Annotated in this window: 20 protein-coding genes; 8 read left to right on the top strand and 12 right to left on the bottom strand. The window is 66.5% G+C overall.

Annotation, left to right across the window (positions count from 1 at the left end):
* The first annotated feature begins 65 nt into the window (after positions 1 to 65).
* Complete coding sequence (locus ACZ5PO_RS05110) at positions 66 to 1,118, top strand: phosphotransferase (RefSeq protein WP_464190931.1); 1,053 nt, start codon at positions 66 to 68, stop codon at positions 1,116 to 1,118.
* 141 nt (positions 1,119 to 1,259) lie between these two features.
* On the opposite strand, the gene ACZ5PO_RS05105 is transcribed toward ACZ5PO_RS05110, so the two are convergent.
* The 8 genes from ACZ5PO_RS05105 to ACZ5PO_RS05070 form a co-directional block, all read right to left on the bottom strand.
* Positions 1,260 to 1,733 (bottom strand): putative quinol monooxygenase, encoded by a 474-nt coding sequence (locus ACZ5PO_RS05105; RefSeq protein ID WP_464190929.1) that lies wholly within the window; start codon positions 1,731 to 1,733, stop codon positions 1,260 to 1,262.
* A 14-nt stretch (positions 1,734 to 1,747) separates the two neighbouring features.
* A complete protein-coding gene (locus ACZ5PO_RS05100) occupies positions 1,748 to 2,632 on the bottom strand; it encodes a VOC family protein (protein WP_464190927.1) in 885 nt (294 codons plus the stop codon).
* A gap of 292 nt (positions 2,633 to 2,924) precedes the next feature.
* Positions 2,925 to 5,822, bottom strand: coding sequence for an ATP-binding protein (locus tag ACZ5PO_RS05095; protein WP_464190925.1), 2,898 nt, complete (start codon positions 5,820 to 5,822; stop codon positions 2,925 to 2,927).
* A 189-nt stretch (positions 5,823 to 6,011) separates the two neighbouring features.
* Positions 6,012 to 6,752 carry an SDR family oxidoreductase gene (locus tag ACZ5PO_RS05090; RefSeq protein ID WP_464190923.1) on the bottom strand — a complete coding sequence of 247 codons (741 nt, stop codon included), beginning with the start codon at positions 6,750 to 6,752 and terminating at the stop codon, positions 6,012 to 6,014.
* 90 nt (positions 6,753 to 6,842) lie between these two features.
* Complete coding sequence (locus ACZ5PO_RS05085) at positions 6,843 to 8,216, bottom strand: NAD-dependent succinate-semialdehyde dehydrogenase (protein ID WP_464190921.1); 1,374 nt, start codon at positions 8,214 to 8,216, stop codon at positions 6,843 to 6,845.
* Positions 8,217 to 8,392: 176 nt separating this feature from the next.
* Positions 8,393 to 9,274 (bottom strand): helix-turn-helix domain-containing protein, encoded by an 882-nt coding sequence (locus ACZ5PO_RS05080; protein WP_464190919.1) that lies wholly within the window; start codon positions 9,272 to 9,274, stop codon positions 8,393 to 8,395.
* Positions 9,275 to 9,313: 39 nt separating this feature from the next.
* Positions 9,314 to 9,439, bottom strand: a complete 126-nt coding sequence (locus tag ACZ5PO_RS05075) for a hypothetical protein (protein ID WP_464190916.1) — start codon at positions 9,437 to 9,439, stop codon at positions 9,314 to 9,316.
* 191 nt (positions 9,440 to 9,630) lie between these two features.
* Entirely contained in the window at positions 9,631 to 10,431 is an 801-nt protein-coding gene (locus tag ACZ5PO_RS05070; RefSeq protein WP_464190914.1) for a type 1 glutamine amidotransferase domain-containing protein, read from the bottom strand.
* 115 nt (positions 10,432 to 10,546) lie between these two features.
* Between ACZ5PO_RS05070 and ACZ5PO_RS05065 the strand changes: the two genes are divergently transcribed.
* The 5 genes from ACZ5PO_RS05065 to ACZ5PO_RS05045 all read left to right on the top strand — a co-directional run bounded on the left by ACZ5PO_RS05065 (position 10,547) and on the right by ACZ5PO_RS05045 (position 16,318).
* Positions 10,547 to 11,461, top strand: coding sequence for a LysR family transcriptional regulator (locus ACZ5PO_RS05065; protein ID WP_464190912.1), 915 nt, complete (start codon positions 10,547 to 10,549; stop codon positions 11,459 to 11,461).
* A gap of 95 nt (positions 11,462 to 11,556) precedes the next feature.
* Positions 11,557 to 12,366, top strand: coding sequence for a helix-turn-helix transcriptional regulator (locus ACZ5PO_RS05060; RefSeq protein WP_464190910.1), 810 nt, complete (start codon positions 11,557 to 11,559; stop codon positions 12,364 to 12,366).
* A gap of 509 nt (positions 12,367 to 12,875) precedes the next feature.
* Complete coding sequence (locus ACZ5PO_RS05055; RefSeq protein ID WP_464190908.1) at positions 12,876 to 13,970, top strand: hypothetical protein; 1,095 nt, start codon at positions 12,876 to 12,878, stop codon at positions 13,968 to 13,970.
* A gap of 258 nt (positions 13,971 to 14,228) precedes the next feature.
* Positions 14,229 to 15,179, top strand: a complete 951-nt coding sequence (locus ACZ5PO_RS05050) for a polysaccharide deacetylase family protein (protein WP_464190906.1) — start codon at positions 14,229 to 14,231, stop codon at positions 15,177 to 15,179.
* A 587-nt stretch (positions 15,180 to 15,766) separates the two neighbouring features.
* Positions 15,767 to 16,318: a hypothetical protein gene (locus ACZ5PO_RS05045; RefSeq protein ID WP_464190904.1), complete on the top strand. Its 552-nt coding sequence runs from the start codon at positions 15,767 to 15,769 to the stop codon at positions 16,316 to 16,318.
* A gap of 320 nt (positions 16,319 to 16,638) precedes the next feature.
* Here ACZ5PO_RS05045 and ACZ5PO_RS05040 read toward each other — a convergent pair whose 3' ends face one another.
* On the bottom strand, positions 16,639 to 17,538 hold the full coding sequence (locus ACZ5PO_RS05040) for an HNH endonuclease (protein WP_464190902.1): 900 nt from the start codon (positions 17,536 to 17,538) through the stop codon (positions 16,639 to 16,641).
* Between the two features lie 144 nt (positions 17,539 to 17,682).
* On the opposite strand from ACZ5PO_RS05040, the gene ACZ5PO_RS05035 reads away from it, so the two are divergent.
* On the top strand, positions 17,683 to 18,051 hold the full coding sequence (locus ACZ5PO_RS05035) for a hypothetical protein (RefSeq protein ID WP_464190900.1): 369 nt from the start codon (positions 17,683 to 17,685) through the stop codon (positions 18,049 to 18,051).
* A 25-nt stretch (positions 18,052 to 18,076) separates the two neighbouring features.
* Here the strand turns inward: ACZ5PO_RS05035 and ACZ5PO_RS05030 are convergent, their stop codons facing one another.
* Positions 18,077 to 18,943 carry a DUF4365 domain-containing protein gene (locus tag ACZ5PO_RS05030; RefSeq protein WP_464190898.1) on the bottom strand — a complete coding sequence of 289 codons (867 nt, stop codon included), beginning with the start codon at positions 18,941 to 18,943 and terminating at the stop codon, positions 18,077 to 18,079.
* Between the two features lie 151 nt (positions 18,944 to 19,094).
* Positions 19,095 to 21,164, bottom strand: a complete 2,070-nt coding sequence (locus ACZ5PO_RS05025) for an ATP-binding protein (protein ID WP_464190896.1) — start codon at positions 21,162 to 21,164, stop codon at positions 19,095 to 19,097.
* A gap of 357 nt (positions 21,165 to 21,521) precedes the next feature.
* Between ACZ5PO_RS05025 and ACZ5PO_RS05020 the strand changes: the two genes are divergently transcribed.
* On the top strand, positions 21,522 to 22,703 hold the full coding sequence (locus ACZ5PO_RS05020) for a D-alanyl-D-alanine carboxypeptidase/D-alanyl-D-alanine-endopeptidase (protein WP_464190894.1): 1,182 nt from the start codon (positions 21,522 to 21,524) through the stop codon (positions 22,701 to 22,703).
* A gap of 240 nt (positions 22,704 to 22,943) precedes the next feature.
* On the opposite strand, the gene ACZ5PO_RS05015 is transcribed toward ACZ5PO_RS05020, so the two are convergent.
* Positions 22,944 to 24,500: a sugar ABC transporter ATP-binding protein gene (locus tag ACZ5PO_RS05015; protein WP_464196682.1), complete on the bottom strand. Its 1,557-nt coding sequence runs from the start codon at positions 24,498 to 24,500 to the stop codon at positions 22,944 to 22,946.
* Positions 24,501 to 24,503 lie beyond the last annotated feature (3 nt).

Here is a 24,503-nt window from a genome sequence, read left to right as displayed (position 1 = left end):
AAGCCGGAGGACAGCGCGAGCCAGTCCGGCTATACCCGGAGCGTGTGAAAGAAGGGGGACCCGACGTGTCAGTGTATGCAGAGACGACCGAGGTCCTGCCGCAGCATCGGTTCGACAGCGGCAAGCTCGACCGCTATCTGGCGGAGCACATCCCGGGCTATGCCGGCGGCCTGGCGCTGACGCAGTTCGGCAGCGGCCAGTCGAACCCGACCTTCTTCCTGTCCGCCGATATCAAGGGCGAAGGCCGGCGCGACTACGTGCTGCGCAAGAAGCCGCCGGGCAAGCTGTTGCAATCCGCCCATCAGGTCGACCGCGAGTATCGCGTCATCACCGCGCTGGCCAGCTCCGGCGTCCCGGTGCCGCGCACCGTCGCGCTCTGCACCGACGAGTCCGTCATCGGCACCATGTTCTACGTCATGGAGGCGGTCGAGGGCCGGATCTTCACCGATTCGTCGTTGCCCGGGCTGACGCCGGCCGAGCGCGCGGCGATCTTCGATTCGATGAACGAGGTGCTGGCGCGGTTGCACCAGGTCGACTACCGGGCCGTCGGGCTGGGCGACTACGGCCGCGAGGGCAGCTACATCGCGCGCCAGATCAAGCGCTGGATCAGCCAGTACGAGGCGGCCAAGACAGACGACATCCCGGAGATGGACAAGCTGATCGCCTATCTGCCCCAGCACATCCCGGACGAGGACCCGACCAGCATCGCCCATGGCGACTACCGCCTGGGTAATCTGATCGTGCACCCCACCGAGCCGCGCGTCGTCGCCGTGCTCGATTGGGAGCTGTCGACGCTGGGCCACCCGCTGGCCGATCTCGCCTACAACTGCATCGGCTACTACATGGTGACGCGGCCACACGGCTTCGCCGACGTCGATTTCGTCAACAGCGGCATCCCGAGCCGGGAGGAGTATGTCGCCGCGTATTGCCGGCGGACCGGGCGCAGCGAGATCAAGCACTGGAATTTCTACGTGGCCTTCTCGCTGTTCCGCCTCGCCGCCATCGCGCAGGGCGTCTACAAGCGGGGCCTCGACGGCAATGCCTCCTCGCCGGATGCGATCAAGTCCCGCGAGGGCGCGCGCGAGCGGGCGCAACAGGCCTGGAAGCTGGTGTCCTGAAGCCGGGCGGCGGGCATCGTCGGCATGGCCCGCTCAACGCGTCGAGCGTGAGAGCGACCTGGGTGCCGTCGATGGGCCCGCAGCCGATCGGTTCGGCCGCCGGCCCGTCCGGAGGCGGCCCCCGCATCGGCCCGCGACGCCTCACGTCCGTGGTCCTGCGAGGATTTCCATTCGCATCACCTTGACGCCGCCGTCGGCGAGCTCGGGAAGCCTGGCAAACCAGTCCTTGACGTAGGGCATCGCGTTGTGGGCCTCGAAATCGGCCCGATTGGCGAAGATCTCGTAGAATACGAAATGTCCCGGGGACTCGCGATCTTCCTGAAGGAAGTAGACGAGGTTCTTCGGGTCACTGCGAACGAGCGCGACGAGCGGCAGCGTGGCGGCGCGCAGCTCGGCCTCCTTGCCGGGCTTCGCCTTAACCTCGGCGACGACGGAATAGGCGCCTTGCGGCACCTGGGAATAGCCCTTCCCCGGGCCATCCTGCGCCGTCGCCCAGGTTGCGCTGGCGGCGCACGCGAGCCCGGCCAATAGCGCGCGCAGCCGGATGCTCCTTACCGTAGGCCTGATCATGGGCGGATTTCCTTCGCATTCTGCGACGCGCGAGTTGCGGCTCACCGGTCCGAGCCTCATCAGCCTCTGCTCGCGGCGAGCATGCGCCGACGGGCCTCCAGGGCATCCTGGAAGGTCTTTTTCACAGGCCCGAGCGCCTGGACGAATTCGAGCTGCTCGCCCTCCGGCCCCTTGCAGTAGATCAAGGCCCAGCCGTTCGACTTGCCCTCGGTGATCTTGTTGGTGTTCGCGTCGAGCGGAGCGGCCCGGCGCTCCTGCTCCGACGTGACCGTGATCACGCGATTGGCCTTCACCTGCGTCATGCCGCGGCGCGCCGATTCCGCCTCGAGGTCGCGGATGAACGCGTTGAAATCGACGTCGTCGCGAATGTAGAAGCAGATGTGCATGGAGCGCGGATAGGCGGGGCTCATATGGTCGCGCGGCTCGGCCCAGCTGTCGCCGCTGCCCATCGGCTGCCGGGCGTCGCGATATTGCAGCAGCTCGATCACGACGTTGTCGAACTGCACGAAGCGAACGTCGAGCCGTTGCTCGCCGCCCCTCAGGTCCGGTACGCCGATGGTGCGCGGATCGACCTTGCGCTCCCGCGCGACGATCTCCTGATCGGTCAGCAGCGTGTCGTGGATTTTCTGGCCGTGGAAGTCGCCGTCGCGCATCACCTCGTTGCCGCCGAGCACCTCGGTGTAGAACGCGAAGGCGCGATCCATGTTCTGGACCGTGACGCCGAAGTGCTGCACGCCCTGGAGTCGGGCGCCGAGCGGGGCGCTGTCGCGATTCCCCGGGGTGGCGCCGGGGTTCGCACGGGCGGCGTCCTGGGCCGACGCCGGGGCGTTCATCGCGAGGGCGGTCGCTGCCATTCCACCGATCGCGGCGCTACCGGCGGCGCGCAGGACCTCGCGGCGACCGGGGTCCGGCACCCCATCAGTGTCGTTGAGCTCGTCGGACATGATCTCCCCCGTGTCGTGCCGCTTTGGCGGGCGCCAAGCCTCGACGAAGCTCTACGCCGGTTGCGGCAGGGCCGGAGGTTAGGAAAGGTTAAATTCGGTGAAGCGCGCCTGCCGCCGGTCCCGGCACCATCTGCCCTCGCTTGCCCCGGTCCTCCCCGCACGTGGCCATCGGATTCGCACATCGCCTGTCGCGTCATGGCCGGGCTTGACCCGGCCATCCATCCACTTGAAAAATAAAAGCATTCGGCCATCCCTGGCGGGCTGACGTAGCCTGCTTTGATGGATGGCCGGGTCAAGCCCGGCCATGACGGCGGGGGAGATGGACCATACGTCCGTCGCCCCCGCCGAGGAGCGCTCGGGCCCTGCGTGCATCGCGCGTCTCGAAGCCTTCCTCGAAGCGGTCGTACGTCGATGACAGAAGCTCGTCGGCTGGCTCGCGTCCGCCCGATCGACGCCGGAGTTCGGTGAGGCCGATCGCGGCGCGCAGCTCCCACGACAATGCGCCCTGGCGGCGGGCCCATTCGAGCGCCTGCCGGTACTGCTCCTCGGCGGCCGCGGTCGCCTGCGCGCGGCCCAGCACGTCGCCCTTGATGCGCAGCAGGTCCGGCATGCCCCAGGTTTCGCCGCTGCCCGCCGACAAGGTGATGGCCTCCTCGATGGCGACGCGCGCGGCCTCGATCTCGCCGTGTGCCGCGAGCCCTTCGGCGAGGGCTCCCAGATGGGCCGGATAGCGCATGCGGAAGCCCACGTCGGAGAGCTCGTCGAGGGCCTCACGAAGGACGGCCAGCCCGGACGCGTCGCCACGCTTGAGGAGCCATTCCCCGCGCAGGCATCGTCCCATCGCGTTCCAGACCGTCATCGCGTGCTCGGCCACGTGGTCCTGGATGACGGCCAGCAATCGTTCCGCGGCGGCCAGGTCGCCGACGAACAATGCGATGGGGCATGCCGCATGCACGAGGGCATTGCAGAGCGCCAGAGCATGGTCCGCGGCCTGCGCGTCCTCCAGCTGGCGCCGGGCCGCCTCCACGGCCTGGTCGGGATATCCCTGGAGCCAAAGCACGTTGGCCAGGGTGCCGCGCGCCGCCAGCCGCGGATCGAGCTGGAACCGTGCGATGTCCGAGCGGACGACCGGAGGAACGTACCGGCTGATCATGCGCTCGAGGTGGCGCCGCGCCCCGGCCAGGTCTCCCAGATAGCGCAAGGCGGTTCCGGTCTGCCTGTCGACATTGATGCCGGCGGCGCCGTCCCCCGCGCCGGTCGCCGCCGTGCGGATCCTGTCCGCCATGGCGAGCGCCGACCGGTGGTCGCCGGTCCAGGTGTGATAGTCGCAGAGACCCCACAGGCATCGCAGCCGGTATTCGGCATCGTCCAGCCGTTCGGCGAGCTGCAGCGCCTGGGTCCAGGCCAGCTTGACCTTGGGGAGCGGCCCGCGCGTGTGCAGCAACGTCGTGCCGAGGGCTGTGCGGAGCTTCATCTCGTCGCGGCCGCGCAGGGATCCACCCTCGGCGCTGTCGAGCGCCCGCTCGACGCAGGCTCGGCACTCCTCGACGAGCGACAGGTGCTCCCAGAACGGGATCGCAGCCACGGTGAGCGCCACGCCGAGCGGGACATGCCGGCCTCCATCGAAGGCCCAGCTCAACGCGCTGCGGATGTCGTCGACCTTGCGCCCGTAATCGGCGAGCCATTCGGCCGTCGGCCGGGTCTCCCATTCCGCCTCGGCGCGTTCAGCCAGATCACGCAGGTGCTCGGCATGGCGCTGGCGAAGCGCGTCGAGCTCGTCATGGTCCGCCAGCTTCTGCAAGGCGTATCTGCGGGTCGTGTCGAGCAGGCGATAGTGCGTCGCCGCTCCTCCTGCTTCGGCGACCAGGAGCGATTTGGCCACGAGGCTTGCCAGATCGTCGACGAGCTCGGCTCGGTCGGGATTGTCGTGGGCAGCGACGGCGCAGGCCGAGTCGAGGCTGAAGGCGCCCGTGAACACCGAGAGGCGCCGCAGGACCGTGCGCTCGCTTGCGGACAGGAGACCGTAGCTCCAGTCCAGCGTTGCGGTCAGTGTCCGCTGCCGCGCCGGCGCGGTCCGCAGACCCTTCAGCAGACGAAGCCGATCATCGAGCAGGCCGAGGATCTCGCGGAGCCCGAAGGCGTCGACGCGCGCGGCGGCGAGCTCTATGGCCAGCGCCATCCCGTCGAGCTTGCGGCAGATCTCGGCGACGACCGGCGCATCCGCATCATCCAGGGCAAAGTCCCTGAAGCGCGCGGCAGCGCGTTCGACGAAGAGCTCGACCGCGGGGAACGCCATGACGGCGGCCGCGCCAAGTCCGCGCGATGCGGGCGGCGTTTCGAGGGGCGCGAGGCGGTAGACCTGCTCGCCCCGGGCGCGAAGCGGCTCGCGACTGGTCGCGAGGACGCGCACGCCGGCCGCCGCGGCCAGGAGCCGTTCCGCACAGACGGCGGCTGCATCGATGACGTGCTCGCAATTGTCGAGGACGAGCAGCAGCTGGCGATCGCGCAGACAAGCACCGAGCGCAGCCGTTATGTTGGCCGAGTGCACCGTGAGGCCGATCGCCGCCGCGATCGCGCCTGGAACCAGCGCCGGATCGCTCACGGGGGCGAGCTCGACGAACCGGACGCCGTGCGCGACGGTGGGCATCGCACGCTCGGCGACACCGAGGGCGACCGTCGTCTTGCCGATGCCGCCTGCGCCGACGATGGTGACGAGCCGCGACGCTTCGCACCACTGCAGGAGAGCCTCGATGGCCTCGTCCCGCCCGACCATGCGTGTCGTCGCGATCGGCAGATTGTGCGGGGGCGAGAGGGCGGGAGCGCTATCGCGCGGCGCGGCGCCGTGGCCCGCGATGCGGACGGGGGACACGAACCGATAGCCCCTGCCGCTCACCGTCGCGATGTATCGGCTGCCGCCACCCGCTGCTTCGCCGAGCGCCCGCCGAAGGACGGCGACATTGACCTTCAGATTGCCCTCCTCGACGAAGGTGTCCGGCCAGGCACGCGCGAGCAGCTCGCGCTTGGTCACCAGCTCGCCGGGGCGTTCGACCAGCGCTATGAGGATGTCCAGCGCGCGGCTTCCGATGCGAACCGGCGTCTCGCCGTCCATGAGCAACTGCTGCTCGGGGATGAGGACAAACGATCCGAAGGAAAACGACCGCGGGGTCGAGGCGGCAGAACGCTCCGTCACACTCGGTCCATCTCCTTCTCGGCGTATGGGACGGCCACTCGACAGGCAGCGTGGTATGCTGGCCCGACTTCTATCACTTCGGGCGTGCACTCGCGAGCGCGTGCGCGGCGGCGTGTGCGGCCGGCCCATGGCCGCACACGCGTTCCGTCGTGGCCGCGACCGGCGCTGCCTGGTCAGAACGCTGCCTGGTCAGAACTCCTGCGCGGTGGGGCGCAGGACGATCTCGTTGATGTCCACGTCGGCCGGCTGCTCGATGGCAAAGGCGATCGCCCGCGCCACCGAGCTTGCCGGAATGGCGCTCTTGTAGAAGTCGAGCACGGTCGACTGCGCCGTCCCCGTCGTCGAGAACTTGAGGTCGCTGTCGACGGCGCCGGGCTCGATCGAGGTCACGCGCATCTTGCTGCCGACCTCCTGGCGCAGGCCCTCGGCGATCGCCCGCACGGCGAATTTCGTGCCGGAATAGACCGTGCCGCCCGGCGCAAAGACCTTCTGCCCGGCGACCGAGCTCAGGTTGATGATGTGGCCGCTCTCCTGGGCGAGGAAGATCGGCAGGGCGGCGGCGATGCCGTAGAGCGTGCCCCTGAGGTTGACGTCGATCATCGCGTCCCACTCGTCCGTGTTCACCTCGGCCATGGGGCGGATCGGCATCAGGCCCGCGTTGTTGATGAGCACGTCGAGCCGTCCGAAATCGATGATCACCGCATCGACCACCGCCTTGACCTGGTGCTTGTCGACCACGTCGAGCTGGTAGGCCCGTGCCGTGCCGCCGGCCGCGGCGATCTCGCCGACCACCTCGTCGAGCCTGTCCTTGCGGCGCGCCGCCACCGCGACACGCGCGCCCCTGGCCGCCAGATGCCGTGCCGCCTCGGCACCGAGCCCGGTGCTGGCACCGGTGATCAGCACGACCTTGCCCTGAATTCCGTCGCTCATGGTCAATCTCCCTTGATGTGCAGGTGATGGCGCATCTGCGCCGTGGCAGGGAAAAGGGGCGCGCGGGGTGCTCGCCCCCTCGAGCGGGCGTCAGCCTTGGGCGACGACCACCATCTTCTGGTTGACGAGCTCCTTGATGCCGAACTCGGAGAGCTCGCGGCCGTAGCCCGACCGCTTCACCCCGCCGAACGGCAATTCCGGCGCGGTCGACGAGCGGGTGTTGATCCAGACGGACCCGGTCTCGATGCGCGATGCCAGCGCCCTGGCCCGCCCGATGTCGCCGGCGAAGATCGCGCCCGACAGGCCGAAGTTCGAGTCGTTGGCGAGCTCGACGATCTCATCATCGTCGCGCACGACATAGACCTGCGCCACCGGGCCGAAGAATTCTTCGAAATAGGCAGGGTTGTCGCGTGCGATATTCGTCAGGATCGTCGGCTCGTAGAACGCACCCGGCCCGTCGATGACCTGGCCGCCCTGGTGCAGCGTGGCGCCGGCGCGGACGGCGCGCTCGACCTGCGCGGCCATGTCGTCCCGTGCGCCGATCGAGCACAGCGGCCCCATGCCGACGGTCTCGTCCATGGGGTCGCCGACCTTGATGTCGGCGAAGCGCCGGGTGAAGCGCTCCAGAAAGCGATCGGCGATCTTCGCGTGGACCAGGAAGCGCTTCGCCGCGTTGCAGGCCTGGCCCGCGACGTTGAGGCGGGCGGCGGCGCCGGCCTCGACCGCCTTGTCGAGATCGGCATCGTCGAGCACGATGAACACATCGGCCCCGCCAAGCTCCAGCACCGATTTCTTGAGGTGCTTGCCGGCCTGGGCGGCGACGATGCTGCCGGCCTTCTCGGAGCCGGTGAGGGCAACGCCCTGAACCCGGTCGTCCTCGATCAGCGCGGCGATCTGCGCGCCGGAGGCAAAGATGTTGGTCCAGGCACCGCGCGGCGCGCCGGCGGCCGTCAACAGCTCCTCGAAGGCCACCGCGGCCTGCGGCACGATGCTGGCGTGCTTCGCCAGCACGGGGTTGCCCACCGCGATGTTGGGCGCGGCCACGCGGACCAGCTGGTAATAGGGAAAGTTCCAGGGCTCGACGGCGACGACCACGCCGATCGGGTGGTATTCGACCCAGGTCTCGCCGCGCGATGTCTCGAGCTGTTTGGGCGCAAGGAAGGCGGCCGCGTGCTGCGCATAGTAACGCGCGATGTCGGCGGTCATCTCGACCTCCCAGCGCGCTTCCGAGATGCGCTTGCCCATCTCCTTCACCAGTATAACGGCAAGCTCCTCGGCGCGCTCGTCGATCAGTAGCGCGAGGCGCTTGAGCACGTCGAGCCGAGGCGCGATCGGGCCCTTCGACCAGTCGGACTTGTACAGCGAATGGGCGACCGTCAGGGCCGACTGGATCTCGTCGTCCGTGTGGTTGGCGAAGCTCTTGACGAGCTCGCCGGTGGCCGGGTTAACACTCTGGTACGGCATGACTATTCTCCTCAGGCTGGGGGCCGGCGAGCGCCGCCCGGCCGCGATCGTCGTCGAGGGGCCGAGGCGTGCGGCGCCAGTGGGAGGAGCCTACGCAGGGGTGGAGGCCCGGTATCTTCCGATCCTGCGGGATGGCCGGCCGATCTTGCGGTTCGTGCATCGATGCCCGAGCGCGATCAGCTCCGGCACAGCTCGCGATACTTGCCCGGCGTCAGGCCGGTCGTCTTGCGGAAGACGCGCGTGAAGTTGTCTTGCGATCCGAAACCGGTATCGAGCGCGATCTCGACCAGTGACGACTGGGGGATCGCCAGCTTCTTCTGCGCGGCCTGAACACGCCGGTCGGTCACGTAGCGATGGGGCGAGAGGCCGGTGGCGTCGCGGAACTGGCGCGAGAAGTGAAAGGGACTGAGGCAGGCTTCCGCGGCGAGATCGTCGAGCGTGATCTCCTGCGCCAGGTGCGCATCGATGAAATCGACCACGCGCTTCAGCCTCGTGGGATCGAGCGTCGGCGCCTTGGCGGGCTGCTGCCAGCGATCGATCGCGTAGCTGCCGAGCAGGCAACCCACGAGCGCCGTGCGCATGCCGTCGACGAAGAGCCGCTCCGCCGGCTGGATGCTCCGCCCGAGCAGGCCGAGGAAGGCGGTTCCGATCTGATGGAGCATGGGGTCGGCTACGCCGCCCGCATACGCCAGCTCCACCTTGGCGGGATCGATGCCGTGGTCCACCAGGGCGCTCTGCCCGATCAGCGCCGGGGGCAGGTAGATGTGCAGGCATTCGATCGCGTCGCTCAGCTCGATATCGCGCTCGTAGATGCCCACCGGACAGATCCAGGCCGTGCCCGGTTGCGCGAAGGTCTGCTGGCGGTCGCCATTTCCCGTGCGGCGCACGGTGGCACGGCCGGCGACCGTCATCACGACTTCGGTGCATTCCAGCGTGAGGTTCGACTGCAAGCCGGTGGCGAGGCGGCGATGCTCGATGCGCAGATCCGGCCACGCGGCGAGATCACTCAGCCGTTGGCTGGTGTGATACTTTCGATCTCCGTGTCCGAGTCCCGTCATGTCGACCTCGACGTGGCGATCCGCGACAGGGCTCCCGCGTCAGGCGACCTGGGCGGGTTCGAGCACCAGGGCCGTCCATTCGGCGAGATCTTCGCAATATACGCGCGGCGCGCGGCCATGGCCGTGCTTGTCGTGGACGCGCATCCCGCGCGAAGCCGCCGGCATCGGCCTGATCCCACCGGACGTCCCGGCCCGTCCCGGCGCGGCCCGGCAGGGGGACTTCCGTGCGACCGGATGACTTCACCCGATCGCGATGCACGCCAGGATAGCAACGATCTTCACATGGGCACGGCCCGTCTCGCAAGCCGGGCACCGGCTGGGCCCAGGCTGCCCCGGGCCCGCCGCGCGCCCCGCGCTCACGCGGTTGCCGCCGCCCGATCGAGCGCCGCCACCAGCCTCGCGGCGATCGGATGGTCCGACCGCGGGTTCTGGCCGGTGATCAGCTCGCGATCCTCGATCACGTTCGGCTCGAAGTCGACCGCCGTGTTGACCACCACGCCGCCGGCGGCTTCCAGCGCCTCGGGCATGTTGAAGAAGATCCTGGCGTGCAGGATCTGCTCCTCCACGACCTTTTCCTCGGTCTTGGAGAACACCGTCATCTTGTAGCCGGCATATGGCCAGCCCCTGCCCAGGTCCGCCGCCTTGGCCTTGTCCCCCGCGACCAGCGCCGCGCGGAAGTCCCGCGCCGCCGGCAGGGCCGCGACCGTGGCGATCGGGCCGTGGCACAGGAGCGCCGTGGGCTTCGCGCGCTCGTGAAAGTGGCGCAGGATCTCGCCCAGCTCCGGGTCCTGCATCAGGTCGACCACCGGCGCCTGGCCGCCGGGCACGAACACGCCCGCGTAGGCGTCGAGCCCTTCGGCGATGACGGCGCGCAGCGTGCGCACCCGGGTCATCGCGGGGTCGCTGGCGAAGAAGGCCTTGGCGCGCCGATAGGCCGCCTCGTCGCCGCCGAAGTGGGCGGCGCTGTCCGACGCTTCGTCGATATGCGGCTGGGTGCCGTCGGGGGTGGCGAGCACCACCTCGTAGCCGGCAGCGATCAGCGCCATGGCCGGCACCACCGTCTCGTTCAGATACTGGCCGGTCGCGCCGGTGCCGCCGCCCTGCACCTCGATGCGGGTGGCGTTGGACCCGACGACAAGCACGCGTCCCTTGCTCATGACAGCCTCCGTTGGATGGGGGTCGATCCTTGCGGACGGGCTGACCATGCGCCTGGGCGATATATTCCAGAAGTTTATCTTTGTGATTTCAGATATTCACATGGCATTATAAGGCGTGCGTTACGACCTCAACCTGCTGCCGGTCTTCGTCACCCTGATGGAGGAGCGCAGCGTCACCCGCGCCGCCGAGCGGCTGGGCATGACGCAGCCGGCGCTCTCCAACGCGCTGGCGCGGCTCAGGACGATGCTGGGCGACCCGCTGTTCGTCCGCGCCCGCTACGGCATCGAGCCGACGCAGACGGCCCAGGAGCTGGCGCCGGTGATCGCCGCGGCGCTGGCCAGGCTCGACGACGTGGTGCTCGGCCAGCAGGCGTTCGACCCGGCCAAGGCCGAGCGGCTGATGACCATCGCGCCCAACAGCTACGTGGAATACGCGCTGGCGCCGGCGATCGTCGCCAGGCTCCGCACGGTCGCCCCCGGCATCAGCCTGCGGCTCACGCCCTACGGCAGCGATCTCGCCGAGACCGGCGTCGTCTCCGGCACGACGGCGATGGTGCTCGGCCGCATCGTCGATGCGCCCGACAATCTCGTGGTGCAGCACCTGATGGACGAGAGCCTCGCCTGCGTGGTGCGCGCCGGCCATCCGGACATCTCGTTCGCGATGACGCGCGAGCAGTACGAAGGCCTCAGGCACGTGAACGTGCTGCCCCCCGGCCGCCTGCGCGTCGGCCTGGTGCAGGCGCTCGAGCGCCAGGGCCTGAAGCGCGAGGTCGCCGTCTCCGTGACGCACTTCCTGGCGGTGCCCGAGATGATCGCGGTGACGGACTATTGCGCCACGCTCCCCGCCCTCATCTGCCGCCGCCTTGCCCACGACAAGCGCCTCAAGGTGGTGCCGGCGCCCGTCGACCTCGGCACCTTCCCGGTGGAGATGGCCTGGCACGTCCGCTACCGCAACGATCCGGCCCACCGCTGGTTGCGGGGGCTGATCGGGGAGGTGGTGCGGGAGGTGGCCGGCGGAGAGAGCCGTTGACGGGCCGATCCCGGACGGGAGATCCTTTCGGCGGCGGCTGATCGATCGCGCTGCCGACGTCAGCCCGCCCGCATGTCTCCAGGACCGATCGCCCCATGCCCCCGGACATCACGCCCCTGTCCCGCGACCCGGCCGCCGCCCTCGCCGAAGCGGATGTGCGCCAGATCGTGAAGCTGCTCGGCGACGTCATCGTGTCGCGCCAGGATTTCACCAGTGCGAAGCGGCAGCTCATGGAAGGCCTGTGCGGCCTGATCAAAGCCGACGCCTGGACCTGGAGCCTCGGCTGCTTCGCCGAGCCGGGCGAGCAGCCGGTCTATCTCGGCCTCGCCCATGGCGGCTTCGACGAGGCGCGCTACGCGCGGCTGCTGCTCGCCGCCGGCCACCCCGACATGGCCTGGACCTCCGAGAAGCTCCTGGGGGAGATGCGTCAGCGATCCTCCCATGTCACGCGCGTGCGCCAGCAAGTCGTCGACGAGCCGGCGTTCGCCGCCTCCGGCGTGGATGCCCACCTGCGCGATGCCGATATCGGCCCCTTCATCTTTTCCCTGCGGCCGATCGACGAGCGCGCCGTCAGCACCATTTCCATCTTCCGGCGCAAGACCGAGGCGCCGTTCGACGAGCGCGAGGGCCGCATCGCCCATATCCTCTTGAGCGAGCTGCCCTGGCTGCACGAACAGGGGTGGCCGACGGACCGCGGCGCCTCCGTGCCGCGCCTCTCGCCGCGCCTGCGGCTGGTGCTCAATCTCCTGCTCGATGGCCGCACGCGCAAGGAGATGGCTGCCAGCCTGTCCTTGTCCGAATACACCATCGCCCAGTATCAAAGGGCCGTTTACCGGCATTTCAGCGTCAGCTCGCACACGACGCTGCTGCGGCGCTTCCAGATGGGCGACGGCGGAGACCGCTGACCTCAGCAGACATTTGCGGACCGCAGCTCGGCTCCAGTCCGTGAATTTCAGCTCAGATTGTCTAGATTCTGCTGAGCGCATCGGCCCCGGACGTGGACGCTGCAAGCCTGGCCGGACCGGGCGCCAGATCCCTCAAATGAGGGAATAGTCAGTTTCGCCGTCGGTCTGCTACGCGAATGGCCTGGGGCCTGTCTGGAGCGGATCCAGTCAGCCGCTCACGACATGCTCCAAATCCTTGAATCCGGGGCGCTTCCCGAGCGGGGGGCAAGTGATCGGCGGGCGGCTCCGGGTCCACCCGTCAGGTCGCTCTCAGGCACCGGCGCGAGCCGCGATCGTTCGCCGCTCGCGCGGGCTGCCAAGCCGGGCGCCCGACAGTGTTCACGTTCGCGTGCCATCGTTGATCGGAGGGGCGAATCCTTCCAGGAGTCAGTATCGACAACGGGCTTTACTGAAGCTGAAACAAACGACGGGGCGGTTGGCCCTAGCTCATCACGACGAGGGGGGAAGCGATGAGATCTGCGCGTATAGGTTTCGTCTTGGCCGCGGCGCTCGCCGCCGCCCTGTCCGGCGCCGCGGCCGCCGAGCTGCCGGATTACTTGAAGCCCATCTCCGGGCCGCCGCAGCCGCCGTCGGCGAAGGATCTCGCCACGCGCAACGTGCTGCAGCTCAACACCACGATGTTCTCCCTCTACGACAATGCGGGAACGGCATTCCGCAGGAACATCCTCGGCAAGCACCCGGTCATCCTGGCGCTGTTCTCGGGCGCGGGCGGGCGCATGATCCTCTATCGGCCCGGCCAGCCGCCCACCGAGGCGCCGTCGGTGCCCAAGGTCTACCAGGTGATGAAATCGCTCGGGCACAGCACCATGGCGATCTCCGAGGTGGTGCTGCCCTACGTCGACAACCCGGACGACAAGACCTGGGTCGCGCCCATGCGGGCCTATCTGACGGAGATGAAGAGCGCCCTCGAGGGCATCGGCGCGGCGGACATGCCGGACGAGTGGCGGGCGAACTCGCGCGCCATCCTGGAGAACAACATCGCCTTCATGGAGGACTGCCTGGCCAAGGGCGTCATCCGCCTCGATGCGGTGGAGGCGTTCGCCAAGCAGCAGGCGCCGGTGCTGCGCCATGCCATCGCCTGGGCGGCGCAGACCCAGGTGACGCACTGGATGGGCGTGCTCGACGGCTGGAAGCAGGAGCTGGGGGGCAGCTTCGACCAGGCCTACGGGGCCAGCAACACGATCTACGTGGCGCGGCAGAACAACGTGCTGTTCAGCGTGCTGGCGCAATACTTCGGGCCCGACGCGATCAATGACCGGCTGATGCTGATCGAGACCATCTCGTTCACCACCACGCCCGACGACATGCTGACCTCGCTCGTGCGCATCATCTCCGATCGCTCGGTGGGCGGCCTGTTCTTCAACAACGACCGGCTGATGGACTACGAGCTGATGGGAGGCGACGGCCGCAAGACCATCGTTGCGGAAATGAAGAAGCGCGGCAAGGAGCCGTTCCTGCCGCCCGCCGTGCCGTTCGGCTCCAGGCAGTGGCCGACCCTGATCTCCGGCGGCTCGGGCGCCGCCTCCCTCGACGACCTGCATTGAGCGATGGGGCCGGACAGCATGGCAAACGGGCTTTGACGGTTTGGCCGCAACGAGAGACGCCGCGCCCCCTCGCCCCGCTTGCGGGGAGAGGGAGGGGTGAGGGGGCGTGCAGCAGCCCAACCAGCTTGGAGTCCTCTCCGGCAGGCCCCCCTCACCCGGAGCGCACGAGCTTCGCTCGCGCGCTCCGACCTCTCCCCGCAGGCGGGGCGAGGTGAAGCGCTCCGCCCCGGACGCTCTCGACAAACGGATAGGTGCAACATGCGTGGGCTCATTCTCGCGGCGCTGCTCGCCGTCCTGGCGCCGTTCGCCCCGGCGCTGGCGCAGAGCGGCCCGGACTGGATCACCGGCCTGCCGCGGCAGGACATCCCCGTCCCGTCGTGGCCGGACGGCAAGAAGGTCGCCGTCACCTTCGTCCTCTACGTTGAGACGTGGGGGCACGGGCAGGGGCCGAACTTCCGTCCCGACATGACCGGGCGCAAGCCCGACCTCGTCGACGAGGGCTTTCGCCAGTACGCCATCAACTTCGGTCTGCCGCGCACCGGCCGGCTGTTCAAGGAGATGGGTGTCCCCTTGAGCCTTGCGCTGAATGCGCAATTCCCGCAGGCCCAGCCGCAGACGTGGGCGGCGCTGCGCGCCCTGGTTCCGCAGGCGCCGATCATCGCCCACGGCCTCAACAACGCGACCGATCTTTTGCCCCTGGCCGAGGGGGCGGCCGCCCAGCGCGTCTACATCCGCAAGACCCTCGACATGATCGAAGCGGCGACCGGGGTGCGCAGCACCGGCTGGTCGAGCCCGAGCGTCTATCCCGACGAAGAAACGTTTGCGGCGAGCGCGGCCGAAGGCATCCGCTATTCGCTCGACGGCATGGATTCCGACAGGCTGGCTCGGCTCGACACCAAGCCCGCGCCGCTCGTGCTGGTGCCCTATCCGCCGAGCGTCGTCGACATGGGCCAGTACCTCTCGCGCTTCAAGGAGGCGAGCGACCTGGAGCGGCTGTGGATCGACTACGTCGGCGAGCTCGCCCGCGAGGCGGCGGCCGACCCAAGCCGGCCGGCAACGGTCGTCGCCATCGGCATCCATCCCTTCGTCGTCGGCACCCCTGCGGGCGCGGCGGCCCTGCGGCGCGTCCTCGAGACTCTCAAGGCGCAGAAGCTGGTCTGGCTGACCGACGTCGAAGCGGTGCTGCGCACCGCCGGGCAGCCGTTCTAGCGCCGCGGCCTCGAGGCCCGAGCGGCGACGAAGCCGCCGGGTGCCCTTCGCCGCGCTTGTGGGGAGGGCAGGGTGAGGGGGCCAACCGAGTGACGTGACCGGCCTGGACCTTGCGCGAGCGCGGTGTCTCGCGGCACGCGATCCGATCGCTCCCCGCCCGTGGCTATCGAATGCACACAAGCCGTAGGCCCCCCGCCAACGTCATGGCCGGGCTTGACCCGGCCATCCATCCACTTGGAAAACAACAACATTCGGGCAGCCCTGTCGGGCTGAGGCTACTCGTTGCGATGGATGGCCAACGTCAAGCCCGGCCATGACGGCGCGGCACGCAGGTCTCTGAGGCCGTGCCCCGCCGGCGCACTGTGCAGGTCCGCCCCGATCCCACCCTGTGGCCTGCCGTCGCTGGTCCTCCCACGAACAAGATTGCTCTTGATAATCGCGACGTCGCTTGCGCTTGTGGGAGGCGCTGACGCGGTCGCGTCCCGACCCTTGCGGGAGCGCTGGCGGCCCTGCCAAGGTCTGGATGAACGCGCGTGACACGGAGGGGTTCGATGGCTAGTCGATCGAGCGATCCAGGCGCTTTGGGAATGGCTGACGGGGCGCCGCCGCCCGTGCACAAGCCGGCGGGGCTGAAGGAGAAGGCGGCGGAGGAGTTCCGCCGGTTCCTGATCCTCTTCTTCTATCTCTGGATTCTGTTCGGCGTGTTCGTGCTGAATCAGAGCATCGTCCTGCGCGAGGAGGGCGTCAATGTCGTCATGCAGGGCTTCGCCTTCATCAACGCGCTCGTCTTCGCCAAAGTGATGATGGTCTACGAGATGTTCGATCCGGGCGGGTGGCTGCGCAAGCGGCCGCTCATCTGGCCGATCCTGTACGAAACCCTTCTCCTCACGGCGCTCTTCCTTGTCGTGCATGTTATCGAGAAGGTCGTCGAGGGGCTGATCCACGGCAGGACGATCATGGCGAGCGTTCCGAGCGTCGGCGGCGGCGGGCTGGCGGGATTGCTCAGCGCCGCGGTCATCATGTTCGTCGCGCTCCTGCCGTTCTTCGGGCTCAGGAACCTCGGCCTGGCGATGGGCCCCGGCCGGCTTCGGGCGATGATGCTGGGAGACAGCGCAACCGCCGGCGAGAGGGACCGGTAGCGTCGTTGACCGCCCCATATCCGCGGCTGCCGGTGGAGATGGCCTCCGCCGCAATGCCGGCGCTCATAGGTCAGCGCGGGGCAGGGGGCGACGGCTGGCCGGTCGCGTCGCCGCGACCCGACAGAGCGACCACCATGCCGCCGCGTCCTGCTGGAAGCCGACCACCTCCTGGCCGAAGCGGCTGGCGTAGACAAGCTCGCGCGTGCGGATGCGGCGGGCGTCCAGCTCCGGCTGAAGACCGAGGCCAGCTTCGCCACGGCGGAAGCGTGAGCGCCCGCTGCCGTGATTGGAGTGGCTTCACCTCGCCCGATGCCACTGCTTCACTGCTTGAAGCAGTGCTCTCGGTGCCATTGCAGGAAGTGCGGATGCGGGTGCTCGAATTTTCTTTGAGGCGCTATCGCCCGGCCGCTCCTGTTGATGAAGGCTCGTATGCCGTCCGGGTCATTGGCTTGGCGGGAGATCAAAATCTCCAGGTTATCCCTAAGGCTGATCAGCCCACGATCGAACATCCAATGGGCGGTGCCTGACAGGGCAAGCCCGTTGCTGACGATGTCAGGGCCGCTGGCTTCGACCGGCCGGATATGCGCCGCCGCGACCTCGGCGCGCCCGCCGCCATTGATGAGCCTCAGTCCGCTAATGGCGCAGCGCTCGTCATAGGCGCGCAGCACGACACGGCGAAAGATGCGATCCCGTATGATCCGCGACGATAGATAGCTGACGCGTTCGCGGGTCTGCTCGAACTCAAATGGCGTCTGCTCTTCGCGAAGGCCAATAGGCGCCATATCGTCGCCGATGCGCGGAAGCAGCGGCTCGCCATCAGTCAATCCGAGGCCGGTTATCCGGCCGAAGTCGCTCGGTGAGAGCGGGCGCACGGCGGACTGGGCGCGGCCCGAAATGCGCCCATCCTCGTTCAGGACGCCGCGTTCAATCACGCTACCCGCATCACTGAAGGGGACCGGATTGGCAAAGTCGAGGTAGCTGCCGGGCTCAATAAGAGCCAGAAACATGCCGGGAGCGCTGGGATCGGGAATGACCCGTTCGACCTTGGCGGTGGCGAAATAGCCGCGGGTTTCCGCGACCTTCCTTGGCTCGTAATAGACGATCCAATCGCCGACACACGCTTCGACCCGCCCCAGATACAGGCGCGGGAACTGGTACCGCTCAGCCGGGCTGTCGTCGTAGATCGAGTCTGAGCGGTGGACGAAGACCCCAAATCCCATACCGCGGCTTTAGCGCACTTTGTCTGATGATTCATCCGCGATCGAGGCCACGAGCGCGGATGACCATTCAGCTCGGCTGCGGATCTCGTCCCGCTTGCGGGGAGAGCCGGGCCATACCCCGAGGCGCGCACGGCCCGCGGCTGGGTGCGGCTGCGCCTGCTCGACGGCTCCAATGCCCGCAGCTACCTGCTGAAGGTCTCCGACGGCCGCTCGCTCTTCGTCGTCGGCTCCGACGGCGGGCGTTTGGAGAGCCCCGTCGAGGCGAAGAAGCTCACGATGTATGCGGGCGAGCGCTTCGAGGTGATGGTGGACTGCCGCTCCGGCGCGCCCTTCGACCTGGAGGCCTTGCCCGTCGGCGAGCCGATCATGCGGCTGCCGCCGTTCGACGCCCCCGTGCCCCTGGTGACGATCCGGCCCGACGGCGCCGATGGCCCGGGCCAGCTCCCCACCGCGCTCGCCAGGTGCCGCCGCTGCCCGCGGACCTCCGGCCCGTCAGCCAGGCGCTGGTCATGAATATGTTCCGCGACCAGGTGCCTAACTAAGTGAAGGCCTTCTCGAAGTTCGCCTCGATGCGGCGCCACTCCGCAGGATGACTCTTCTCAAAGAACATCTTCACGAGCGAGCTGCATCGGTCTATCAGAATCCTCGGTAAACCTAGGCCGCTAACGAGCGTGTCCATATGGCCTAACAGGGCAAGTGCGATGGCGCTTTCAGCATCTAGCTGATGATTGCCGATGGCCGATCTGTCTCGTGAAAACGCTCGGCTTGCGTTCTCTGTTTTCCTTCGGAATTCGTGCTGCACGTCGCTGTCGCCGACAAGAACGCCGATGTCCCGAAGAAAATTAAAGGTGATAAGATTCAGCTCACGGCCTATGTGTTTCTGCCGGCGTTCAAATTCTCCTGCGTCGATAGAATACGCCAAATTGCTTTCGTGCCACGTCAGCATGCGTGCACAGTGCTCAATTCGACAGTGCCAAATAAACTTTATAGCAGTGGTTTCATTAAATTCATGCGTTTGATTTAGCCGAACCGTCTTTGATTTGGTCTTTAGCGTGCTTAGTTCCCAGAGGCTGATAGAGTCTCGCGGCGAAAAAGCGTAAATTTGATCTGATTGTTCGCTGTAAATACAAACTAGCACGGGTTGAGCATGGCTGGCCCAACGATAAAGATGATCGACGTCAATCGACAGCGTCAGCGAGCTGTCCTTAATTGTACGCATTGTGCCCTTTACCTGGACAAGCAGCGTAAAGTTGTCTGCTGTATCACCCAGCGATGTCTGGACGATAAGATCCTCACCATAGTCATTTTTTACGGCTTCCGTGAGTGCGCCAGCCCGAGATAGAACCTTTGATACCGCAAGGACGGCCCTGTGGGCGAGCTTGTGACGATCGGTGATCTGACTCATTCTTCAAGCGCTCATGCGCGTTGGCGTTTCTGGAGTCGGGTGGTACGAGCGCGATCGCGGGCAATCAAAGATTGCAGATTTCGCGCTTCAAAAAGAGTAGTAGCCGTCAACATTGTAGCAAGAACTCTCGACGCTTTTTGCCGCCGATCAGCTAGCCGTCCGCTGGCTCTGCCACGTCTTCCGACTGATCGTCGTGCTCCCCATCCCAATCTTCGTCATCATCGGTCAAGGCCGCGTCGATTGCCGCCCCTGCCTTTGTCTCGGTCAGCAAGTCGGCGTAGCGAGCTTGGAGGTGTCTTAGTGCTGCTCCTTGATCTACGCTGTGTTCAAGTTTTTCCTGGAAGAACTGCAGTCGGCCTTTATTTTCAGCTATCAATTGGCCCCACGTTCGAATCCAAATCGTGACGTTTTTGCGCTTGAGCACAACGCCTTCAGGGGCGTGTTCCACCTGCTTGAAATGCATCAGATTCTCGTCAATTTCGCGCGATATCGCCCAGAACGACCACTTGGTCTGCTTTGTATCGAAACGAGCGTCTTCGGCGACGGCCTGCGCGTACTCTTCTACCTGCTCAAGTTCCTTTCGCTTTATAGCCACGCGCGGAGCCTTTAACTCAACGACCAAGTGCTCAACGTCGGTTGGTTTGTGTAGCCTTCGCGCTCGAGACAACATTAAGTCCACGATTCCTCCGCTTTTGGTTGGATGCTTGACTGGTTTGTTGATAATAATATCCTTGTTTAAAGCTTTTGCGGTCTGACGAAGGCATTGAGTTAAGCCTTGATCGTCGACCATCAAATTAAATTCTTCGCCGAATATCCATGTGTTATCTGCGAGCATCCTGTGAAGCTGGCTGCGCTCTCGCACGTGCCTACTTATGTCAGGGTCGTTGACGATTGTTTCCAGGCTCACAAGGAATTTGAGCCGGTCTGATACAACCTTCGCTGCGCTTATGATGGCTGACAGGGAGGCTTCTTTGAGGAGCTTTGCCATTTCCTCTTGTTGCCGAGGAGGAAGATTGAGAACTTCCTTTAAAATAAGCTGCAGGTCAGCCGGGCTCCGTTCGATTGCCTGCCGCAACATGCGCAATTGAAACGCCCGATTTTTCTGGGCTGCGACTGAGAAGTCGGGCACGTATCGGCTCGCTGTAACTGCCACAATGTCGAAGACTTGGCGCTCCACAGCCTCCAGTGGCGTTGTTGGTGGCTCTGAGAAGGGGTAGCTTTTTTCCGCTTTCCATTCTTCGACTACTGTACGAACGGCGTCGGCGGATCGCTGCCGAAAGTGCTCCTTGATCTTTGATTTTGCCTCCTCGATGGCTGTGTTGAGCGACGGATTCATCTCTGCCGCTTGTAGAAGATTGTCGTCGTGCAGTCGCTCGATGAATGGCGACTTCAGATAAGCTGAGAAATTGTGCTCTCCAACATGGAACCTCGCGTCAACCTGATGTAGAGGAAAGCCTCCCTCGTTACAGAGATACAACGCGCGCTTCGTATGGCGACGCCATTCGACGATCTCCAGCCGAACAGGAAACGCTCTGTCGCCCTCGCCGATGTCGGTCAGGTTATAGGGCGAGCTAGCCAAAATAGCGGTACTAGGGTCGAGCCGCATGCCTTGAAGTGAAATTGTAACTTGCTTGTAGTCCTTTAGATATGGCGCAAATATCTCCGCCAGTTCCTGTGCTGTATCGTCCGACTGTAGTGAGCGAAAGTCATGCTTCGGTTCAGTGATAACTAATTCAACACCGGTAAAAGTTGATCTTGGGGCGCCTTCATCGCTGATGCGAACTTCGCGCAATTGATCGGCGATGATTGTGATGGAGTAAGACCGCATGCCGACGTCTAAGCCACCGTCGTAGGTAACGTACCAATCAGCAGTGCGTCCGAGGACGATAGCCTTGAAGCGGCCGCGGCCCTCTCGCCCATGCAGTACCCGTCCCTCCTTTTGCGAACGTGCACGAAGCCGCTTCCATGAACCGCCCAAATTGCCAAACAGTTCGGGAGCCTCAGCAAAACTGATACCTGTACCGTTGTCTCGAACAACGATGCGCTGGAGCCCAATCTCGTTGCTGTCTAGTTCGATCTCAACCAGGGTCGCATCTGCATCCACTGCGTTCCAGACGAACTCGGCCAGAGCCTGCAGCGGGCTGGTTTTCGCTTGACGTTCAACGAAGTCAGGCTGCACAACGACCGGAAAGGTCGATACCTTTGGCTGCACCTGGCTCATCGATACTCCGCGATTGAAATGTGACGTAATCCTACACTCTGGCGTGTAGCTCGCGCTAGCATTATTTACCCGGCCGCCGCGAGAGTGATGTCGGGGCGGCCGCTCGACGCTTCGCTTTGGGGGACGCAAGAGCTCGCCTTACGTGGGTCGATCAGGCCGCCGCTGGCAGTTCGGGAGAGACGGCCGCGGCGCTGTCTCTCCCGTTTCCTGGCCCCGGCCTCAGACTGATTTTGCGCTTCAGGTTCCGCGAGAAAGCCAGCGGTCGGCTTCCGTCAGAACCGAAGAACTTCGCGATTGACTGCCCCGATGCCTGCGCCTCATTAACACAGGCCCGCAAGCCGCCGCCCCGGAGTCGCCATGCTGTACCGCCTCCTCGCCCTGGCTCTGCTCCTGCTGCCGGCCCCCGCCGGGGCCGGGGCCAAGGAGAAGCTTGCGGCGCTGGCTCCGTCCGCGTCGGTGCTTGTTGTGGATGCCGGCGGCAACGAGTTGGTGGCGCAGAATGCGGATCGGCCGTTCGTTCCGGCCTCGGTCGCCAAGATCGTGACGGCGTGGCTGGCGATGGAGGTGCTGGGCGGCGACTATCGCTTCGAGACGCGCTTCTACCTCGACGACAAGCGGGTGCTCTATGTGCGCGGCGGCGGCGATCCGTTCCTGATCTCGGAAGAGCTGGCGCTGCTCGCGACCGGGCTGGTCGCTGCCATCGGCAAGGAGCCGATCACCGGCATCGTGCTCGATGCGAGCTACTATCCCGCACGCCTCGCCATCCCCGGCATCGAGGACACCGATGCGGCCTACGATGCGCTGAACGGCGCGCTGGCGGTGAATTTCAACACGGTCCATGCCGTGCGCAGCAAGGACAAGGTGCGCTCGGCCGAGCCGCAGACGCCGATCACCCCCCTCGCCATCACCGAATTCCGGGCGCGAGGGCCAAAGGGGAGTGGGCGCATCAGCCTGAGCCAGGACCCTGCGGTGAGCCTCCGCTATGCCGGGGAGCTGATCGCCGCCTTCATCGAGCGGGCCGGCGGCCGCGTGACGGGTACCATCTCGACCGGAGCCGTGCCCGAGGGACGGGAGCCGGTCTACGTGCACCGGCAGTCGCGTCCCCTGTCCGAGATCCTCGTCGCGCTGCTCCGCGGCTCCAACAACTATGTCGCCAACCAGGTCTTTCTGGAGATCGGCGGGCGGCGCCTAGGCGGGCCGGTGAGCCTCGAGAAGTCGCTGCAGGTCGCGAACGCGATGCTGGCCGCGCAGGGCCTCTCCGATGCCATTCATCTGGAGGAGGGCTCGGGCATCAGCCGCGACAACCGCTTCACCCCGCGCGGCCTCGCCAAGGTGCTCGCCCTCTTCGCGCCCCACGCCGCTTTGCTCCACGGCCATGACGGCGGCACGAACAAGACCGGCACGATGGAAGGGGTGCGCACGCTCGCCGGCTACGCCGACACCGCCAAGCACGGGCAGGTGAGGTTCGTGATCTCGCTCACGAACGGCAACGACGAGACGCGCTTCCGGCTGCTCCGGCTTATCAAAGCCCAGTTGTAGCCGGAGCCCGCGACGGACGACGCTGGCCTTGACGGCTTTACGCAGACGGAGCCGCCGCGCACCCTCGCCCCACTTGTGGGGAGAGGGAGGGGTGAGGGGGCTTGGCCCCGCGCCGCGGCCGGGCTTGAGCCTTCTCCGGGAGCCCCCCTCACCCGCCTTGCGCAGGCGCGCAAGGCGACCTCTCCCCGCAAGCGGGGCGAGGTATGGAGCCCAACCGCCGCTACCGCAGATGTAACCCCCTCAATGGATCGCGGCGTACATCACCTGGCGCTCGTCCGCGGTCGCGGCGTCGAGCTCGGCGACGATGCGGCCCTGGCGGGCGACCAGGATGCGGTCGGAGATGCTCAGGACCTCGGGGAGGTAGGAGGAGATCACCATGACGGCCTTGCCCTCGTCGGCGAGGCGGCGGATGGCGCCGTGGATCTCTGGGATGGCGCCCACGTCGACGCCGCGCGTCGGCTCGTCGAAGATGACGATGGACGGGTCCTGGGCCAGGGCCTTGCCCACCACCACCTTCTGCTGGTTGCCGCCGGAGAGCTCGATGATCTTGGCGCGGCTGTCGAGCGCGGCGATGCGCAGGCGCGCGATCAGCTCGGAGGCGAGCGCCTTGCGCACGGCGCCGGACAGCAGGAACGAGCGGCCGGCCTTGGTGGCGAGCTTGCCCACGTACATGTTGTCGTCGATGGCCATGGTCTCGAAGAAGCCGTCGAGCTTGCGGTCCTCGGTGATGTAGACGATGCCGTCGTCGATGGCCTGGCGCGGCACGCGGTAGCGCACCGGCTTGCCGCGCAGGTAGATCATGCCGCCGTTGATCAGGTTGCGCTTCAAGGCGCCGGCGATCACCTTGGCGATCTCGGTGCGGCCCGAGCCGATCAGGCCGGCCACGCCCACCACCTCGCCGGCGTAGAGCGAGAACGACATGTTCTTCACCGCCGTGCCCATGGTGACGTTCTCCACCTCCAGCACCTTTTCGCGCAGCACCGGCGGCCCGGCCTCCCTGGGCGCGCTGGCGGCGTGCTTGGCGTAGTGGGTGCGGGAGATGTCGCGGCCCACCATGTGCCGCACCAGCTCCTCGCGCGTCATGTCCTTGGTCGGCGCCGTGATCACCAGCTTGCCGTCGCGCAGCACGGTGATGCGGTCGGAAATCTTGAGGGATTCTTCCAGCGCGTGGGAGATGTAGATGATGGCGACGCCCCGGGCCCTGAGGTCCTCCACCAGGTGGAAGAAGTGCAGGATTTCTTCGGGCGTCAGGCTGGCCGTGGGCTCGTCGAAGATGATCAGCCGCGCCTTGTGGCGCACGGCGCGGGCGATCTCCACCATCTGCCGCTTGGCGGTGCCGAGCGTCGCCACCATGGCGGTGGGCTCCACGTGGAAGTTGAGCGATTGCAGCAGCTGCTGGGCCTGGATGTTGAGCGAGCGGAAGCGGGTGATCAGCGGCTCGTTGCCCAGCTCCAGGTTCTGCGCCACGGTCATGGTCGGCACCAGGCTGGTCTCCTGGTAGACCATGTTGATGCCGGCGGCGAGCGCGTCGGCCGGGCGCTCGAACTGGGCGGGCTGGCCGTCGAGGGCGATCTCGCCTGACGTGAGCTGGATGGCCCCGGCGATGGCCTTGCACAGGGTGGACTTGCCGGCCCCGTTCTCGCCCACCAGGGCGTGCACCTCGCCGGCGTGGACGTCGAAATCCACGTCCTCGATGGCGTGCACGCCGCCGTAGACCTTGCTGGCGCGGCTGACGCGCAGCACCGGCACGCGACCCTTCCCTTGCCCCTCCGCGGCCAGGCCCGTGGCGACGCTCATCTC

The sequence above is a fragment of the Chelatococcus sp. KU-N122 genome, assembly GCF_055391085.1.
Note: the sequence above shows the minus strand (reverse complement) of the source record. Positions and strands in the feature narration are given on the sequence as shown.